General features: G+C 43.1%; 13 protein-coding genes, 1 tRNA gene and 1 pseudogene. 10 read left to right on the top strand and 5 right to left on the bottom strand.

The features are described from left to right. Positions 1-17: 17 nt before the first annotated feature. Entirely contained in the window at positions 18-1,046 is a 1,029-nt protein-coding gene (locus IT6_RS05565) for an aldo/keto reductase (protein ID WP_134439902.1), read from the bottom strand. A 243-nt stretch (positions 1,047-1,289) separates the two neighbouring features. On the opposite strand from IT6_RS05565, the gene IT6_RS05560 reads away from it, so the two are divergent. The 8 genes from IT6_RS05560 (at position 1,290) to IT6_RS05525 (ending at position 10,072) form a co-directional block, all read left to right on the top strand. Further along, the gene (locus IT6_RS05560) at positions 1,290-1,808 is read left to right on the top strand and encodes a NuoI/complex I 23 kDa subunit family protein (RefSeq protein WP_134439904.1); all 519 of its coding nucleotides are present in this window, start codon (positions 1,290-1,292) and stop codon (positions 1,806-1,808) included. A 111-nt stretch (positions 1,809-1,919) separates the two neighbouring features. After that, positions 1,920-2,417, top strand: a complete 498-nt coding sequence (locus IT6_RS05555) for an NADH-quinone oxidoreductase subunit J family protein (RefSeq protein WP_134439905.1) — start codon at positions 1,920-1,922, stop codon at positions 2,415-2,417. A 157-nt stretch (positions 2,418-2,574) separates the two neighbouring features. Beyond that, a complete protein-coding gene (gene nuoK / locus IT6_RS05550; protein WP_134439907.1) occupies positions 2,575-2,880 on the top strand; it encodes an NADH-quinone oxidoreductase subunit NuoK in 306 nt (101 codons plus the stop codon). A 23-nt stretch (positions 2,881-2,903) separates the two neighbouring features. Next, positions 2,904-4,706: an NADH-quinone oxidoreductase subunit L gene (nuoL, locus tag IT6_RS05545; protein ID WP_134439908.1), complete on the top strand. Its 1,803-nt coding sequence runs from the start codon at positions 2,904-2,906 to the stop codon at positions 4,704-4,706. A 138-nt stretch (positions 4,707-4,844) separates the two neighbouring features. Then, positions 4,845-6,311, top strand: a complete 1,467-nt coding sequence (locus IT6_RS05540) for a complex I subunit 4 family protein (RefSeq protein ID WP_206825471.1) — start codon at positions 4,845-4,847, stop codon at positions 6,309-6,311. A gap of 87 nt (positions 6,312-6,398) precedes the next feature. Further along, positions 6,399-7,823, top strand: a complete 1,425-nt coding sequence (locus tag IT6_RS05535; protein WP_206825470.1) for an NADH-quinone oxidoreductase subunit N — start codon at positions 6,399-6,401, stop codon at positions 7,821-7,823. 3 nt (positions 7,824-7,826) lie between these two features. Continuing rightward, a tRNA-Val gene (locus IT6_RS05530) sits at positions 7,827-7,902 on the top strand. A gap of 127 nt (positions 7,903-8,029) precedes the next feature. Next, complete coding sequence (locus IT6_RS05525; RefSeq protein WP_390881588.1) at positions 8,030-10,072, top strand: sodium-translocating pyrophosphatase; 2,043 nt, start codon at positions 8,030-8,032, stop codon at positions 10,070-10,072. On the opposite strand, the gene IT6_RS05520 is transcribed toward IT6_RS05525, so the two are convergent. Both IT6_RS05520 and IT6_RS05515 read right to left on the bottom strand, forming a co-directional pair. Continuing rightward, positions 10,067-10,294, bottom strand: a complete 228-nt coding sequence (locus IT6_RS05520; protein WP_206825469.1) for a hypothetical protein — start codon at positions 10,292-10,294, stop codon at positions 10,067-10,069. The two genes, IT6_RS05525 and IT6_RS05520, sit on opposite strands and share 6 nt — an antisense overlap. 131 nt (positions 10,295-10,425) lie before the next feature. Next, entirely contained in the window at positions 10,426-10,794 is a 369-nt protein-coding gene (locus IT6_RS05515) for an RNA-guided endonuclease InsQ/TnpB family protein (RefSeq protein ID WP_206825468.1), read from the bottom strand. A gap of 85 nt (positions 10,795-10,879) precedes the next feature. Here IT6_RS05515 and IT6_RS10650 point away from each other — a divergent pair. Next, positions 10,880-11,062 (top strand): annotated as a pseudogene (locus IT6_RS10650) (transposase); the annotation flags it as partial. Between the two features lie 79 nt (positions 11,063-11,141). Here the strand turns inward: IT6_RS10650 and hpnE are convergent. Continuing rightward, complete coding sequence (gene hpnE, locus IT6_RS05505; RefSeq protein ID WP_206825465.1) at positions 11,142-13,382, bottom strand: hydroxysqualene dehydroxylase HpnE; 2,241 nt, start codon at positions 13,380-13,382, stop codon at positions 11,142-11,144. Between the two features lie 268 nt (positions 13,383-13,650). Between hpnE and IT6_RS05500 the strand changes: the two genes are divergently transcribed. Further along, entirely contained in the window at positions 13,651-14,628 is a 978-nt protein-coding gene (locus tag IT6_RS05500) for a deoxyhypusine synthase family protein (RefSeq protein WP_134439922.1), read from the top strand. A 25-nt stretch (positions 14,629-14,653) separates the two neighbouring features. Here IT6_RS05500 and IT6_RS05495 read toward each other — a convergent pair whose 3' ends face one another. Next, positions 14,654-17,341 carry a TonB-dependent receptor gene (locus IT6_RS05495; protein ID WP_206825463.1) on the bottom strand — a complete coding sequence of 896 codons (2,688 nt, stop codon included), beginning with the start codon at positions 17,339-17,341 and terminating at the stop codon, positions 14,654-14,656. Positions 17,342-17,470 lie beyond the last annotated feature (129 nt).

Below are 17,470 nucleotides of genomic sequence, written 5' to 3'. Positions count from 1 at the left end.
AAAATGTAATCCTTTATTTATGAGCTGGTAGCTTGGAGTTGCTCAAGACTCATCGTTCCTTTATAGGATTCAGGCTCTTCATCTACCCCGAAATTGACAGCGATAAGGCTGTCTATCTTTGAAAGCTCCTCTTTGGTCAAAGGCGGACAATCAGTAGCGGCTGCAAACTCTTGGAGTTGTGAACGATTATAAATGTTGGGAAGACAACTCAGTACTTTCTGTTCATTCAATATCCATTGGAGAGCCGCTTGTCCAAGTGTGCGATTTGGCAAAATCAGAAACTGCAGTGTGGATACTTTCTTTAGGCCGTTTTCAAGCCAGTGCTTGGGTCTAAACCGCCTGTGATCGGTTTCTGAAAATTTTGTTTGCAGGTTGTATCGACCCTCAAGCATTCCACTCGCATGGGGGACACGAATGAGATAGCGTGTTTTGTCCCATTGAGCATTGTCCATTAGAGCCTTTCCAGGATAGGATTCTAAAATGTTGTAGATGTGCTGCACGACATGGGGTTTCCTGAGCCGAATGGTTTCGAGTCCTTCATAGAGCCATCCAATTGCTGGTCCCAAGGCTACACCATACGAACGGATTTTCCCTTCCTTCCGCAGGTCTTCCAATAGCTGCCAAATGCTATCGTCTTTGACATGAGCCATCCGAATGTTGTGCAATTGGAGAATGTCTATGCAATCACGGTTGAGCCGTTTGAGTGATCGATTTACGGCTTCTTTCAAAAAGGGAATGCTAAGATCTTGGGGTAGTTCGTGTTGTGCTGTTCTATCCTGGTGATTATAAAAATTATATCCAACTTTTGTAGCAATAACGACCTCAGTAGAAGGGGGAAAAGCTTTGGCCAGAATTTCTTCTCCAAACCCATGCCCATAAACATCAGCGGTATCAAAAAAATTTATTCCCAGCTCATAAGCTTCCTTGAGCAAATTGACGGCTTCTTCTTCGGTATAAGATCCCCACCAGCCTGTTGTTAATGTCCATACTCCGAAGCCTACGGCTGAAACATTAATGTCCGTTCCAGGAAGTGTTCGATATTTCATACTTATGAAATTAACAGAAAACAGAAAAGAGTGAAGGGAAATTCATCTAAGAATTTCAATGTAAACTTATACTAGGAAAAAAGGATGAAGAGAAAATTTTTTCTTAAGAATGAAAGGGAGGTTTTAGGTTATAAAAAAGAAAAATATTGAATATTTTGATTGATTATGATAACTGCTCAAAACACCTTTTATAAAAAGAAGGTTTTTAATATCTTAAGTTAATGTTTTCTCTATATTTTTATTATGATAGTAAGAAGGCCAGAACTCAGTTTCTTTGAAAAAACCTATCTACCAGGTATCGTTCAGGGACTAGGAATTACTCTTAAACATTTTTGGGATAGGCTTACAGGCAAAACTAAAGTTACCCTGGAATACCCAGAGGAAAAACCTAAATTGCCAGAAGGATTAAGGGGAGCTCCTCTCTTGGTCAAAGATGAGGAAGGAAGAGAAAAATGTGTAAGTTGTCAGATGTGTGAATTTATATGTCCTCCTCGAGCGATACGTATAATACCCGGGGAAATCCCACCCCAAGATAAGTATGCTAAAGTAGAAAAAGCTCCCAAGGAGTTTTTCATAGACATGACAAGATGTATTTATTGTGGATTATGCGAAGAGGTATGTCCAGAGGAAGCTATATTCCTTCTTCCTAAAATTTATTCTTTGTCGGGTTACAGCCGAAAAGAACTTGTTCATGATAAAAAGTCCTTATATGAGTTGGGTGGGATTTATCCCCGGCCAATTCGAAAATGGGAAAAAAAGTAAAGTGATGGAGTCGATTTATATAGGGTTTTCTAGATGAACTCAATGATCTTGTAGTGGGTTTTTATTTTCAGATATAAATTTTCAAACTCTTGTAGTTAGCGTTTTTTAAAAATGGAAAGCTTCTTTTTTTGGACTTTTGTTTTGACCATGGCAGGGAGTGCTATTGGGGTGATCGTCAATAAAAACCCGGTGACTTCTGCCATGAACCTAGTCTTGATGATTTTATCCATAGCTGGTCTTTTTGTTCTTTTGGGAGCTTATTTTCTTGCAGCTGTCCAGGTACTCGTCTATGCAGGAGCGGTGATGGTTCTCTTTTTGTTTATCATCATGCTGCTTGACTTGAAAGTTGAAGAACAAACGACTTTTAGACCACTGGGCATTATTGGGGGATTGCTGCTCGTTTTATTATTTGGTGCTGGTTTTTCCTTGGCCGTAAAACCGATTAGGACTTTTTTTTCGAAACAAGATGTTGAGCTTACGACTGGAGGGATAAAGGCTCTGGGAGAGTTGCTGTTTAATAACTATGCGTTAGCTTTTGAAGCCGTTGGCATTATTCTTTTAATTTCGATGGTTGGAGTAATTATTTTGAGTAAAAAAGACCTTGAATAAAAAGATGGACTCTTTTCTTTTGATTTTCTTTTTTGTTTTGAGCTATAGAAATTCGGGTATAGCTCTAGTAGAAAGCTTTCGGATTGGCCCTTGTTCAAAGGGGTCATAAAAAGAGAGCCGATTATACCATTAATAATTATTGATTAAGGGAAAAATCATGCATATAGGATTAAGTCATTACCTAGCAGCCAGTGGTATTCTCTTTTCCATCGGTCTTGTCGGGATAATTTTAAGAAGGGATATGATTATTATTTTAATGTGCTTGGAAATCATGTTGAATGCGGCTAATCTTGCTCTTGTTGCCTTTAGTCGATTTAATTCCAATCTTTCGGGCCAAGTACTTGTCTTTTTTGTTATTACGGTTGCAGCAGCTGAAGTTGCTGTGGGGCTTGCTTTAATTGTGGCTCTTTATCGAATCAAGCACACGACCAAGGCCGAGGATATAACTTTGCTTAAATTTTAGAATATTTTCCCTGGATAAACCTTATGAACGAACAGTTTTTGGCATGGCTGCTATTGCTTTCTCCGTTAACTTCGGCTTTCATCATCTGGGCCTTTTTAAAACCTTTTCCCTTATTGAGCCAGTGGCTGTCCGTAGGAGCATGTGGGGTTTCCTTCTTGATCTCCCTAGGAATCTCCATGGGTTCAATCCCTGTGCCTGAGGCTATTCCCTGGATAGATATAGGTGGGCTTACAATCACTTTAGGTATGACCTTCGACTCCCTTTCGAAAGTAATGCTTCTGGTCGTATCTGGGGTGGGGTTGATGATTCATGTTTATTCGATGGGTTATATGGGAGAGGATCCAGGGAAAAGTCGATTTTTTGCAGAACTTTCCCTTTTCATGCTCTCCATGTTGGGAATTGTGGTCGCAACTAACTTTATCATGATGTATATCTTCTGGGAGCTTGTCGGAGTCAGTTCCTATTTGTTGATCGGTTTTTGGTTTGAAAAACCCTCTGCTGCATCAGCTGCTACAAAGGCTTTCCTGGCGAACAGAATAGGTGATTTCGGTTTTCTTTTGGGTATTATTCTATTTTGGACGTTAACCGGCAGTCTGATGTTTGATCCTGCGCTTTCCGCTTATTTCAAGGGACATCCCTTGGTGACCATCATGGGGTTGCTTCTTTTTTGCGGTTGTATTGGAAAATCGGCCCAGATACCCCTTCATGTTTGGCTTCCTGACGCGATGGAGGGTCCTACCCCCGTTTCAGCATTGATTCATGCGGCAACCATGGTGGCAGCAGGAGTTTACATGCTCTGTAGAATATTTTTTGTGTTGGAACAATCGACTCAAGCCTTAGAAATCATCGCATGGACTGGAGCAATAACTGCACTCGTTGCTGCTCTTACAGCGACTCAACAGGATGACATCAAAAGGATATTGGCCTATTCCACGATGTCCCAACTTGGATATATGGTCATGGCCGTAGGTTCTTCGGCAACGGTTGCGGCTATGTTTCATCTTTGCACGCATGCCTTTTTTAAGGCACTTCTGTTCCTTGGTGCTGGGTCCATTTTGCACGTTCTCCATCATGAGCAGGATATATGGAAGATGGGTGGACTTTGGAAAAAGATGCCTCTGACTTTCTTGACATTTTTGATTGGAACCTGTGCATTGGCTGGAATTCCAGGGTTTTCTGGGTTTTTCAGTAAAGATACGATCATTGAGATGGTTGGAGAAAAAAATAAGCTGCTCTTTGGGCTTGCCTTATTTACAGCGGGACTGACCGCTTTCTATATGACCCGGTTATTTGTCGTCACTTTTTTGGGCTCACCGAAAACGGCTGTTGCTGAACATGCCAAAGAGTCTCCTTTAGTGATGGTTATGCCGATGCTTATCCTCTCAATATTTGCAGTTATAGGGGGATATCCCTTCCTTGGTCTTGAGAAGTCCTTGAATGCAGGGCATGAACCGGTTGGTGAAGGTTCACAATTGAACGTGATGATACTCTCTATCTTAGTAGGATTAATAGGGGTAGGAATTGGATTTTTTGCTTACTGGAAGAAGAATAGCGAAATCGTTATTTTACCGATATTTAAAAACAAGTTTTATTTTGATGAATTTTATGAGTTGACCCTTTTAAAGTTACAGCAGCTAGGCGCACAGCTGTTGGCTTGGTTTGACGAATGGATTATTGGATTTGGAATAGTCCGAGGATCGGCTTTTATAGTGAGTGTAGGAGGGGAAATTTTGAGAGTTTTTCAAACAGGCAATATAAGAAGTTATGCTTTTCTTTTTGGAGCAGGAGCAGCAGCGATACTGGTCTATTTCTTAGTTCGAAGCTAGTTCGAATGTAAAACCGCCAGTTTTGAAAACAGTTATAGAAAAAAAGAGAAAGAGCATTTTGCTCATAAAAACGATGGATTTAATGTACAGCGACAAAATATTCTGTTTTTTTAATTAAGATCTTGGAAAGGGATAGCTATGTCTTTTGTCAGTGTTCTTCTTTTGGTGCCTTTATTAGCATTTGTGGCTATACTCTTTAGAGTACCTGCTCGACAAGCCGCCTTGGGGGCTAGCCTCGTAAATTTTTTGGTTAGCTTATGGATATATTTCCATTATGATCCGCAATTTCAAGGATACCAATTTGTCCAGGACATCCGATGGATCCAACTTCCAGCTCTTCCTGAAATTCATTACCATGTGGGTGTTGACGGTATAAATTTAGCCCTTATTCTTTTGACCACGGTTGTTACCTTGGCTGCGGTGATTGTATCACCGGAAGGGATCAAAAGGGAGGGGGAATTTTACAGCTATCTTCTTGCCATTTCCTTGGGAGCTTTGGGAGCTTTTGTTTCTCTTGATCTTTTCTTTTTTTATATTTTCCATGAATTTGCCCTGGTTCCAACATTTCTGTTGATCGGCATTTGGGGCAGTGAAAATAGGCAATTTGTCAGTCTTCAAATTACCCTGTATTTGATCGTAGGCAGTATGATTTTGCTGGTGGGTATTTTGGCTCTGCTGGTTTTGCTTCCCGCCGATGCCAGGACCTTTGATATTCCCTCTCTTATTAACTATGTTCAAACCCATCCACTGCCGATAAACAAGGAATCTTTAACTTTTGGATTTTTGCTTGTCGGCTTTGGTACCTTGGTCTCCTTATTTCCCTTTTACACTTGGGCTCCTTCCGGTTATGCGGTAGCCCCCACGGCTGCAGCAATGCTTCATGCGGGTGTGTTGAAAAAATTTGGTTTATACGGCCTTTTGAGGGTAGCTATTCCCCTTCTTCCAGGCGGACTTGAGCAATGGAAGATGTTATTGTACGCGCTTCTTCTTGGCAACATCCTTTACATTGGATATGTGACGATTGCCCAGAAAGAGCTTACCACCATGCTCGGTTATTCGAGTGTCATGCACATGGGCTATCTTTTCTTGGGGCTAGCGACTTGGAACAAGATTGGGCTAAGTGGGGTGGTTGTGCTGATGGTTGCTCATGGACTCTCTATAGCCTTATTGTTTGCTCTTGCGGGTGAAATTAAGGATAGGACAGGAGAAATTAAGTTCAGTGAGTTAGGGGGACTTGGCCAAAGAATGCCTTTTGTATCTGTGGCTTTTATCTTGGCTTCTTTTGCTTCTATCGGGGTGCCTGGGTTAGCGAATTTTGCTGGAGAGCTGTTGATATTTTTTGGCTCTTGGAAAGCACAACCATGGATAACCGCTCTAGCTATTTGGGGTATAGTCATATCGGCTGTATATCAACTTCGAGCGGTTCAATCGGTGTTTTTTGGGAAACTCCCTACCCATCTAAAAGAAGTGGAAGATATCCAGGGGATAACAAAAAAGTTCCCTTACATTTTGCTTATGTCCTTTTTACTTCTTATAGGGATGATGCCTAATTTTCTTCTTTCTGTTATTAAACCAACTGTAGAACAATATTTTGCAACGCATTGATCTTCAGGAAAAAGTACATGGCGATGATGAAAGTAAACAAAGAAGAGATTTTCTTAAATAATCCTATTTATAACGGCTAATCTTACAATGAATACCTTTTTTATATTATGCAGTCCTGAATTCTTTCTCACTGCCTCAGCTTTAGTTCTTCTTTTATGGCAGGCTTTCGCAAAATTGAATTACAAAAGCGTCGGTGTTCTTGTCCTTGCAGATTATCTTGCAGCGGGGGTTTTGTTGCTTCCCTTTGTTGAGAATCAAGGCATTTTCTACAATGGCCTTTATGTATGGGATAAGATGGCCGTTCTTTGGAAAGTGTTTTTTTTGATTACGGGTTTTTTGGTCTCCTACATCAGTTTGGAAAGTGACAGCCTTATACCTAAAGCAAGGGCTGAATTTTATATTTTGCCCTTGCTGACCACAGCAGGAATGGCTTTGTTAGCTTCGGTCAGAGATTTCATTCTTCTTTTTGTTGGGCTAGAAATTGTTACCGTTTCTTTCTATGTCTTCGTGGCTTTTCAGAGGGAGTTTCCTTCAGCCCTTGAAGCCGGAATGAAGTACTTGATTATTGGAGCATTGGCATCTTCTTTTCTGGTTATGGGTATAGCTTTTGTTTTTGGTATAACTGGCTCAACCCAATTTGATGAAGTTGCCCGGTTTGCGCAAAAAAGTCCTGTTAATGCTCCATTGATTCTTGGTCTTGTATTTATACTTGTAGGGCTGGGATTTAAAGCTTCAGCTGTCCCTTTTCATGTCTGGACTCCGGATGTTTACCAGGGAGCTTCAACACCCATTACTACTTTTTTGGCCGTAGGCTCTAAAGCCGCTGGATTTGTTGTCCTTCTAAGAATTTTAAACCTTCCTTTTTATGATCCCGGCTTTCAAAAGCATTGGATTCCTTTAATTGTTCTTATGGCTCTTTTGTCCGTTGTTTTTGGTAACCTGGCGGCCATTCCCCAGAGAAATATAAAAAGAATGCTTGGTTATTCGAGCATAAGTCATGGAGGGTTTTTACTCATGGGGCTTTCCGCTCACAACAAGATAGGTTGTGCGGCCGTCATTTATTACTTCTTTGCCTATCTGGTTGCCATTTTTGCCGCTTTTTTGGTGATCGTTCTGTTGGAAAAAAATCAACCCAGTGGAGTCTCAATCAAGGATTTCAATGGTCTCTATCAGAAAAATTCCCTGATGGCCTGGTCCATGGCTTTTGCGATGATCTCTCTTGCGGGCCTTCCTCCTTTGATGGGATTTTTCGGTAAATTAATGGTTTTCCTGGCCGCTTGGGAAAGTGGACAGCATTTGCTGGTCATTGTGGGCGCAATTTGCGCTGCTGCGGGCTTATACTATTATATTGGTGTTGTTCGTGCCATGTTTTGGACAGAACCCGAAAATGTGCAACGGATAGATTTGAGCCCTGCAACCAAAGTTTTGTTATGGATTTTGAGTATTGGATCTATTTTACTTGGATTTTATGCTGAACCGGTAATCAAGTTAGTGGGAGCTGTATTATCTTGAAAAGGGCAGTTAGCTCAGGCGGTAGAGCATCTCGTTTACACCGAGAGGGTCGGGGGTTCGATTCCCTCACTGCCCACCATAATTAACTTTTTAGGTCAATCTATGAAGATCATGAATGAAATTAAAAACTAGGAATCGTTAAATCACTGATTGAACTTGATTCATCAACCTCTTTAACTACAATTTCCCGCCAGATTATGCAAACATTGTTTATCCATAACGCAATTGGAATTTCGATAAGCTTTAGTCTTCTTGGAATTGTTGTAGCGATTATGCTCGCTTTACGTATTCGATCACTAGATAGTGGGAACGAAAGGATGAAAATGATTGCTGGGGCAATCGAAGAGGGAGCAAAAGCCTACCTTAACAGACAACTTATAACTATCCTGGGAATAGCTGCTGCCCTCTTTATTCTAATCGGATTTTTTAAAAACTGGTGGACAGCTGCAGGATTTTTATTGGGCTCTGTTTGTTCTTATTTAGCTGGTTTGATAGGCATGCGCGTAGCTGTTCAGGCCAATGTTAGAACGGCCCAGGCTGCAACTCAAAGCAAAGAAAAAGCTTTGCATGTATCTTTTCTTGGTGGCGCTGTGACAGGCTTGCTTGTCGTGGGCTTAGCCCTTTTCTCTGTTGGCTTGTTTTATGGTCTTTCAGTTCATTACCAGGGTGTAACAGAGACATCTGCTTCCCTTGTTGGCTTAGCCCTTGGGGCAAGTCTGATCAGTGTTTTTGCTCGTCTTGGTGGAGGTATTTATACTAAAGCGGCCGATGTGGGGGCGGATTTAACAGGAAAGATTGAACAAAACCTTAACGAGGATGACCCTCGAAATCCTGCGACCATAGCGGATAATGTTGGAGATAATGTGGGAGACTGTGCGGGAATGGCAGCGGATGTCTTTGAAACTTATGTGGTCAGTCTCATTGGTGCTGTTCTTGTTGCTGTTATTGGATTGGGGGCAGATCCTGCTGCGATGGCTTATCCTTTTCTAGTGGGTATGGTCACTATTTTGGGAGCAATCTCTGGGATTTTCTATGTGGGCGTTTCGAAAGCCTCTCCTGGGAAAGCTCTTTTAAATGGAGTGATGGTCAATGGCCTTGTCTCTTCTATTCTCTTTTTGCCCCTTTCTATTTTCCTTTTCTCTTCCCATTGGTTTAATATTTTTGCCTGTTCGGTAATCGGCGTATTGATGACTGCTGCCATCTTCCTTATAACCGATTACTATACAGCCACGACGAGAAGGCCAGTGCGGCTTATTGCTAATGCTTCTCAAACGGGTCATGCGACAAATATTATCGCCGGATTAGCCATGGGCATGGAAGCAACGGCTATCCCTGTGCTGCTTATTGGAGCAGCGGTTATGCTTACCTATTGGCTTGGAGGATTATACGGGGTTGCAATAGCTGTCCGATGCATGCTGAGTATGGCGGGGATTGTGATTTCCCTAGATGCTTTTGGCCCGATTACGGACAACGCGGGTGGAATAGTAGAGATGAGTCAACTGCCCAAGTCGGTCAGACAGATAACGGATGAGTTGGATGCCGTTGGGAATACGATGAAGGCGGTAACAAAGGGTTATGCTATTGGTTCTGCTGGTTTAGCGGCCTTGGTGCTTTTTGGCTCTTATGTAGAAGAGCTCAAGCATTATAGTTCTTCAAGTATAGCCCAACAACTCCAGTTCAATTTGCAGGATCCCAGAGTGATCATAGGTCTATTTATTGGAGGACTGCTTCCCTATCTTTTTGCAGCTAGGAGCATGTCGGCTGTGGGAAAAGCGGCAGGAAGTGTTGTTCAAGAAGTGCGTCGTCAGATTAGAGAAATACCTGGAATATTAAAGGGTATAGACAGGCCCCAATACGGTCGGTGTGTAGATATCGTTACAAAAGCGGCATTAAAAGAGATGATATTCCCGGCGATCTTGCCTCTGCTCTCGGTTCTAGGGATAGCATTAATTCCTGGACTTGGTCCGGTTGTGTTGGGAGGTGCACTTATAGGAACTATTGTTACTGGTCTTTTTGTTGCTATTTCCATGACTTCTGGAGGAGCGGCTTGGGATAATGCAAAAAAATGGATTGAAGAGGGCAATTTTGGAGGGAAAGGCTCAGAAGCTCACGCAGCGGCTGTAACGGGAGATACTGTTGGAGACCCTTATAAAGATACTGCAGGACCTGCCATCAACCCAATGATCAAGGTCGTTAATGTATTGGCAATCTTGATCATCCCCATTTTCTCGAAATACTGGCATTTATAATTCTATAAGATTGATCAAGGAGCATTTTCCAAAATGAACTACTCCCGCCAACCTGATGGTATGGCGTGAGTAGAGCGCTGCAAATGCCGGGGATTTTCGATCCGCTCCACCCCTTCCGGCGTGGCCAGTGTGGCGAACGTTTCCACACCCCAATCCAGGCCACCGATCCGTTCCCCATGTAATCTCTCGGGCTCGCACTCCACCGTAACCGAGGCGTACCATGTGCCGCGGCGGTGCAGAATCTCGCAGGTTTTGGGTGCGTCAACCCTCCGGGCCTTGCCTCGGATGCGCAGCTCGCCAACGCCAGAGAGGCGCAACTTGCCGTGTTTCATCCCAGGACCAGAAAGCAAGCGCTAGCCATCTCCGTGGGTCTTGTAACCCCATCCTTTGAAACGATGCAGCGGCTTGAAGCGGGGAAACCCCGGCTTCTCACCGTTCTTCACCCGGCCGAAGAAGTGCCGGAAGGCTAGATCCAGGCGCTTTAACGTCAGCTGTTCGGATTGGGCGTTGACCGACCGAAGCAAGGGCGATTGGACCCGCCAGTCGGTCAATGCTTTGCACTGATCGAAGAAAGACAGGGATTTTTGCTGCTGAATCCAGGCCCTGCGGCGTTCATCCATCGCCCTGTTCCACAGCAGGCAATGCACCCAGCGCAACCACTCCAGCGCCTCGATCTGGCGCAGGGTGGGATACAATCGATAGGTAACTTTACGATGCACCATGGCTTGAATGATATTAGGTTGTTATGGAAAAACAACCATTGAAGCAACTATAGCACTGTGTTTCAAACTTTAATACCATTTGGTTCTTGTCAACAACCTCAAGACCGTCACTTCCAGGCTGATCCGCAAGGAGTTCTCCGAGCACCTGCGGAAGTTCTATTGGCAAAAGTCTCTCTTCTGGAGCCGCAGCTATTGCATCATCACCGTGGGTGGCGCCCCGCTTGCAGTCCTAAAACAATACATCGAGGGACAAAACACGCCGGACTGACCGCCCTGACGGACGATAGCACCGCTTCACCACCACCTAAATCGCCGCGCGATTATAGGTGGAGCACTGCGGCGTAGGCTTAGGTAGCCTTTTCTTCCACCAGCAGTGGTGGGGATTGAGCAATTAGAGGGAAAGCATCAGCATACTGTGCAGCGGTTTTACCGCTGAGAATAGCTCCTTCTATTGTAGCGGGCAATCCTGTATCGGTCCAGTCACCAGCCAAGAAAAAGTTATTCCATGAAGTCGTAGGACTGGATCTGTGTTTTAAAGATTCAGGATCAAACTTTGGAGTCGCTCCCATTGCCTTAAAAAGAAAGCTTTGGCAAAACCGTGCTTCTTTGGAGCCAGGAATGAGCTGATTGACTTCTCTCCAAACCATCTTTTCTATTTCCTTGGAGGACATGGCCAGGATATCTTTGGGTGGAGCACTAATGACAGCAACGTAGGAATAAAGAGGAAAGGATAAAATTGAGCTATCCATGAACAGGTTTCTTGAAAAAAGCCATTGTACAGGGGAGTCCAAGAAACCGAGAATGGGTTCATTAGTCAAGGGTCGATCCACCCAAAAATAGAGACTCAAAATGGGAGATTGCTTAATAGACTGGCATTTTTTTTTCAACAAAGACTCCTCGGGCAGCAAGCTGCCTAAAGTATGCCAAGGAAGAGCACTAATAAAGCAGTCTGCACTATAAGTTTTCCCATCTGTTGTCTTTACAGCTTTAAGATAGTTGTTTTCAAATTCCAAAGAGCAAACGGAGCTTTTAAAAAGAATCCTGCTTCCACACATTTTCAGTAGTCGTTCACATTCTTTAGTGAAAAGTTCTCCAAGTCCGATTCTACAAAGAATAAGGCTTAGGTCTTTTCTTTTACCTAAAAGCGTTTTTCTTACTACCCTGTAAAAGAGAAGTGCCGAGGATTCATTTAGAGGCAAATTGAGGGCTGCAATGCAGAGAGGTTCCCATAACGAGCGGATCAGCGAAGAACTTTGATGTTTTCTTTTCAACCATTGATCAGCGGTTTCTTTTTCAAAAGGCTTGTCGGCGATAAAAATAGAAAAAAGGAAAGAAAAGGCCTTAATCCAATCTGCAACACTTAGGGATTTATAGTTTAAAAGGCCAACTAGCAAATGGAAAGGAGCAGGAAGCTGACCAGCCGAAAGAACAGAGCTGCCGTTATGGCTTAAAAAAACAATTTTTATAGGGTCAATCCAGAACAGTTTTGAACCAATACCCAATTTTTCTACCAGTTCAAGGGTATGATCGTAGCAGCCCATCATCACGTGTTGACCCGTATCGATAGTTTCTCCAACTTGAGGAACTTTAAAGCTTCCGGCTCTTCCTCCCAGCATTGACTTTGCTTCAAGCACTACTACGTCATGCCCTCGGCTATTGAGTTCGAATGCGGCAGAAAGCCCAGCAAATCCACCTCCAAGAATAACTATTTTTTTGGGTGGAACGAAAGCAGTGGGGTTTTTCGGTCCCCAGAAGTTCTTGCCAAGGACCCCAAGGATTGAGACCAGTTTTTGTAACTTGGTTAAACGGATAGAATGGTGAAAGACGTTGAACTGTTTTGTGCGGATTTTTTCAAGAATAGCTCTGTAGACAGAACTCATGATTTCGGCAGCGAGTAATTTCGGCCGGTCCGAAGGATGAATTAATTTCGATGATTTGGCAAAATAATGTTTAGCCCTTAGGTATTGGAATCTAAAAAACTCGCGTATTTTTGGGCTCCATTTTTGTGTAAGCAGTTCCTGTTCGCTGATACCGTGCTCGTCAAGTTCATCTAATGGAAAATAGATTCTGCCATACGAAGAATCTTTAGAAACATCTCTTAGAATATTCGTCAGCTGGAAAGCGGTTCCCAAGGCAAGGGCATACTCTTTACTACAAGAATGGCGGCAGCCAAAAATTTCAATGCTAATTAATCCTACGGCTCCCGCTACACGATAGCAGTACAAAGAAAGTTCTTCAAAGGTTTTATACCGGCTCTTGGTTATGTCCATTTCCACTCCAAGAATGATATCTTGGAGAATTTCTTGAGGTAGTTTCCACTTGAGGACCACTTCTCTGAGTTCTTTGCCAAGAGGAGAAGAAGGCACCGAAACATAAATCCGCTCTATTTCTTTTTTCCAAAAAACAATCCCCTCTTTTTTTTCAAGAAGGCTTAGTTCGGTAGAATCAGCAATATCATCGATGACCCGGCAAAATGCATAGAATACAGTCATGGCCCATTTCTGTTCTCTTGGTAAACAAAAGAAAGAAAGAGCTAAATTAGATTTGCTCTGGGATGTCACCGCTTGTCCGATCCACGGAGTATTCATGGCATAAATTTTAGCTTTTAAGCCTTCCTTAATCTCTGTCTTGGACTGATAACATATCCTGGTTGTACTTTCAATTTTCTCATGTTCTTGTTGTTTATCCTATTGTGATCTAAACCAAGACTATAACATTTGGTTTTAGATCTATAGAAAGGAGTTGATTTTAGATTATATTTTTGGTTTTAAGATAAAATTTTATTCATTAAAATTAAAAATCTCCATTTTAAATGATGACACGGAATTTTTTTCTTTTGTGGATGAGGTGAGAAAAATGAAATCCCAGCCGATAAAACAGTTTATAGATCATCACTTCAGGCATTTCAATGCCGCTACATTAAAAGATGCGGCTCAAAGCTACGTGAAACACTTGGAGTCTGGCGGAAAGATGATGATAGCCTTGGGTGGAGCCATGAGTACAGCCGAACTGGGAGTTTCCTTGGCTGAAATGATCCGGCAAGACAAGGTTCATGCCATATCTTGCACAGGGGCTAATTTAGAAGAGGATATTTTCAACCTTGTTGCCCATAACTACTATAAAAGGGTCCCCCACTACAGGGAACTGTCCGCGGACGATGAAATAGCTCTTTATAAAAGTCACCTGAATCGTGTTACCGATACGTGTATTCCCGAAGAGGAAGCGATGCGAAGGATCGAACGGGCTATCCTTAAGGAATGGATGGAAGCGGACAGAAAGAAGGAGCGGTTTTTCCCCCATGAATTTATTTGGAAAGTCATTCAATCGGCTAAACTTGAACCTTATTATCAGATAGATCCCAAGGATAGCTGGGTTTTAGCCGCCTTGGAAAAGAAGATTTTTATGGTAGTCCCCGGATGGGAAGACTCAACTCTAGGAAACATGTATGCTGCTCATTGTCTTCTTGGAGAAATCAAAGATCCTTTAACAGTGAAGACGGGGATTGAGTACATGATGGCTCTTGCCCAATATTACCTAGAAACAACAAAAAATCATTCTCTTGGCTTATTTCAGATTGGAGGGGGAATTTCTGGGGACTTCCCCATCTGCGTTGTGCCTATGCTGCACCAAGATATGAAACAAGAAAATGTTCCCTTATGGGGATATTTCTGCCAGATTAGCGATGCGACAACAAGTTATGGTTCCTATAGCGGGGCTACTCCAAACGAAAAAATCACTTGGGGAAAGTTAAGTAAAGATACCCACAAGTTCATGATTGAGTCGGATGCTACCATTGTTGCTCCCCTTATATTTTCTTATGTTTTGGAAAGCTAAGTCCCTAAACTTTTGTTTGAGTAGCCTAGAATAGAATGGAGAGCGTTCCCTGAACCCAGAAAGGCAGCTGGGGTACGATGTAATCGTAATTAAAATTCCTTGCTGCGCTGAAACCAGGTGCACCCGCAAACCAATAATGTTCATTGGTAAAGTTATAGAGATAAAGGCTAGCTTCCCACCTTTTTGAGCTATAGAAAATTCGAGCATTAAGGGTATACCAAGAGGGGATTCTTGTGGAATAGGTATAGAAGATAAAATTACCACTTTCAGCTAATGCCCATAGGGAAATTCCCAAGCCATTGTTGAACTTGTAGGTAGCCATGAGGTTGCCATAGTTAGTGGGAAAGCCAATAAAGGGGTAGTTGAGTGGAGCTTCGTTGACTAGGGGGTCTACGGGAAGCCCAAATTGTTTGGCTACGGTTGAAGAATAGGGTTGTAAAGCAAGAGGTCCTTGGGGTAATCCTTGCCAGAGTTCCTGGCCGACGATGAAACTGTAGCCGAAATTAAGCCAGAAATTTTTATTTGGTTGGTAGTTGCCCATGAGCTGGGCTCCCTTGATAGCGACTTCGGTTGTCGCTACAGGACCACCAGGGATAACCTGGGAAGGGATGAATCCGCTTTGGTAGTAACCGGACAGGCCTAAGAATAGCTTATTGTGTAAAAGGTTAAATTTTGTCCCTACTTCGTACAGAAAGTTGTTTTGATGGTAATAACTGGAAGGGAATTCGGGAGCAAAACTACCGAATTGGGAAAGAAGGGTTGTTTGACCGTAGAAAAAGCTGAAGTAGCTTGTCATCCAGGCAAAGGGCTTGTAGCTAGGGCTGATAGTGATTTCGGGCTGAACGACATTCATAGAAGTGGAGCTGTAGGATGGCAACCCAAAAGTAGGTGCTACAGCCGAAAGGATAGCAGGAGTACCTGGAGGAGGAGAAGCTTGGATGAAGTAACCATTCATTCTGCCCGCAACCATTAAAGACCATTTATCCATAAAATCGATCTGGTGCTGGTAAAAGGGTGAGAGTTCATAGAATGTATCGGAGGTGGACAAATAGTTGAACACGTTGTAGAAACCTCCGGGAAAGCCTGGAATAGGAATGTCGGTCAGGTAAGGATTGGCAAAAAGAGGAGAAGTAGCCTGAGCAAAGCTAACAAGAGGAGAGAACCGATTATTACCCAAAGGTTGGACCAGATTCCAAATGTTAACAGGCTCGTGCCACACCCCGGCGTATTCAGTATCTGAGAAATAACGAAATTCTAGTCCTGTATCAATCAAGTGGTGCAATGAGAAAGGTTGTTCAGGGTCTTTATCATTTTTGCTGTGGAGAGGAGTTTCAAAGCTGCTACGAACTTCTAGCCGATCATCAAAATCGTAACCTGAGGGCAGAAATCCCCAAAAATCTGACGGAATAGCCTGATCTATGAGAGCTGAGTAATATTCAAAAAGGCTGTTGTTAATCAGACTTGTTTCATCGTTTATTTTTAAAGTCGTTACACATTGAGCAACATAATAGGCTTGCTGGTCATCATCTTCAGGATTTTCGAAGATATTGGTCCTGGGGTTGATAGGTAAGAGAGGTCCCCAAGAAACCGCGTAGCCAGCACCCGGAGGAGCTGTACCCAATCCAGGGTGAAAAACCCCGGGAGGACCATACCAACCAGCGAGGTTGCCTGATTGATACAACCCATCGTTGATCAAAGCGGAGGTGGGCCGGTTGAGGCCCGCAACAGTGTTAAAATGATTGATATCCAGTTCAGTATTGAAATCAATCGTGAGATTTTCATAGGGCTTGGCTCCGATGTCTAAATAGAAACATTGTCTTTGGAGATAAGCTCCATCGTAGTAGTTATAGGGAGCAAAACCATCTTGGCCGAAGTAGTCAAAACGGTAAGCGACTTTGTCATTAACCAGAGGTCCACCAATGTCGAGATTCCAAAAGTTTGTATTGTACATGCCAAGAGTATAGCTTGCGTTTCCACGGAATTTGTCAAAGTAGGGCTGTTTGGTAACCTCGTTGATGAACCCTCCAGCCAGTTCCTGGGGACCAAAGACAATGCTTACGGGCCCCGTAACCACATCCATGTTGTCATAAGCCATCATGTTCATCAGTGGCCCATATTGACCCGACTGGCTGAATCCAACAAGCATGCCGTTACGAAAAACTGTTCCCGGTAACCCCCTGATGATAGGTTCGCCCATGGGACTACCTGTTTGTTGCGAGGGATTGACTCCTGGAGTAAAAGCGGCAAGATCGTTGACGGTTTGGGCATTAATCGTGTTCAGTTCTTGTCTTGTTAGGACCTGGACCGTACGGGGAATGTCGATCACCTTCATCGGAGAACCGAGAACGTTGGCTTCCATGTTTGATTGCACAACATTCTCCTCTTCAGGCAACTCTTCTTGGGTGGTTACGGTAACCGGTGCAAGCACTGGAACAGAAGAAGGAATTTCACTTCCAGCTTGAGCTGGGGTAGTTAAAGCGGGTTCCGAACTTGGGGGTAACAGAGGCGGCTCTTCTGAAGGTGGCTTTTCAAAAGATGGTTGGGTTTCTGGATAGGGAGTGGAAAGAGAAGAGTTTTTGTCCTCTTTATCCTGTTGTTCGGGAGACAAAGACTGGGCATGAATTTGGGCTATATAGAGCCCATAACAAGGAATAAAAAAGAAAAAAAGGCTAAGGCTTAATAAAGTGGTTATCCTATTTAGTGGATAAGTCATTTGGCCAACCCTACAGTAATAAAACAAGCGGCTAACAGATAGGGCTAATAATATAAAAAGGGGTTAATATTTGTTTTTTATTTTGTGAATGAATTAGGCTGAGCATCAGGATGTTCGAACAGCGAATAG

Source organism: Methylacidiphilum caldifontis, assembly GCF_017310505.1.
GTDB lineage: Bacteria > Verrucomicrobiota > Verrucomicrobiia > Methylacidiphilales > Methylacidiphilaceae > Methylacidiphilum > Methylacidiphilum caldifontis.
Note: the sequence above shows the minus strand (reverse complement) of the source record. Positions and strands in the feature narration are given on the sequence as shown.

Excerpts from the sequence above, each read along its gene's own strand:
- IT6_RS05500 (WP_134439922.1), top strand. The coding sequence starts at position 13,651 with ATGAAATCCCAGCCGATAAAACAGTTTATAGATCATCACTTCAGGCAT.
- IT6_RS05535 (WP_206825470.1), top strand. The coding sequence starts at position 6,399 with ATGAATACCTTTTTTATATTATGCAGTCCTGAATTCTTTCTCACTGCC.
- IT6_RS05515 (WP_206825468.1), bottom strand. The coding sequence starts at position 10,794 with ATGGTGCATCGTAAAGTTACCTATCGATTGTATCCCACCCTGCGCCAG.
- nuoL (WP_134439908.1), top strand. The coding sequence starts at position 2,904 with ATGAACGAACAGTTTTTGGCATGGCTGCTATTGCTTTCTCCGTTAACT.
- IT6_RS05495 (WP_206825463.1), bottom strand. The coding sequence starts at position 17,341 with ATGACTTATCCACTAAATAGGATAACCACTTTATTAAGCCTTAGCCTT.
- IT6_RS05555 (WP_134439905.1), top strand. The coding sequence starts at position 1,920 with ATGGAAAGCTTCTTTTTTTGGACTTTTGTTTTGACCATGGCAGGGAGT.
- nuoK (WP_134439907.1), top strand. The coding sequence starts at position 2,575 with ATGCATATAGGATTAAGTCATTACCTAGCAGCCAGTGGTATTCTCTTT.
- IT6_RS05565 (WP_134439902.1), bottom strand. The coding sequence starts at position 1,046 with ATGAAATATCGAACACTTCCTGGAACGGACATTAATGTTTCAGCCGTA.
- hpnE (WP_206825465.1), bottom strand. The coding sequence starts at position 13,382 with ATGAATACTCCGTGGATCGGACAAGCGGTGACATCCCAGAGCAAATCT.
- IT6_RS05540 (WP_206825471.1), top strand. The coding sequence starts at position 4,845 with ATGTCTTTTGTCAGTGTTCTTCTTTTGGTGCCTTTATTAGCATTTGTG.
- IT6_RS05520 (WP_206825469.1), bottom strand. The coding sequence starts at position 10,294 with ATGGTACGCCTCGGTTACGGTGGAGTGCGAGCCCGAGAGATTACATGG.
- IT6_RS05560 (WP_134439904.1), top strand. The coding sequence starts at position 1,290 with ATGATAGTAAGAAGGCCAGAACTCAGTTTCTTTGAAAAAACCTATCTA.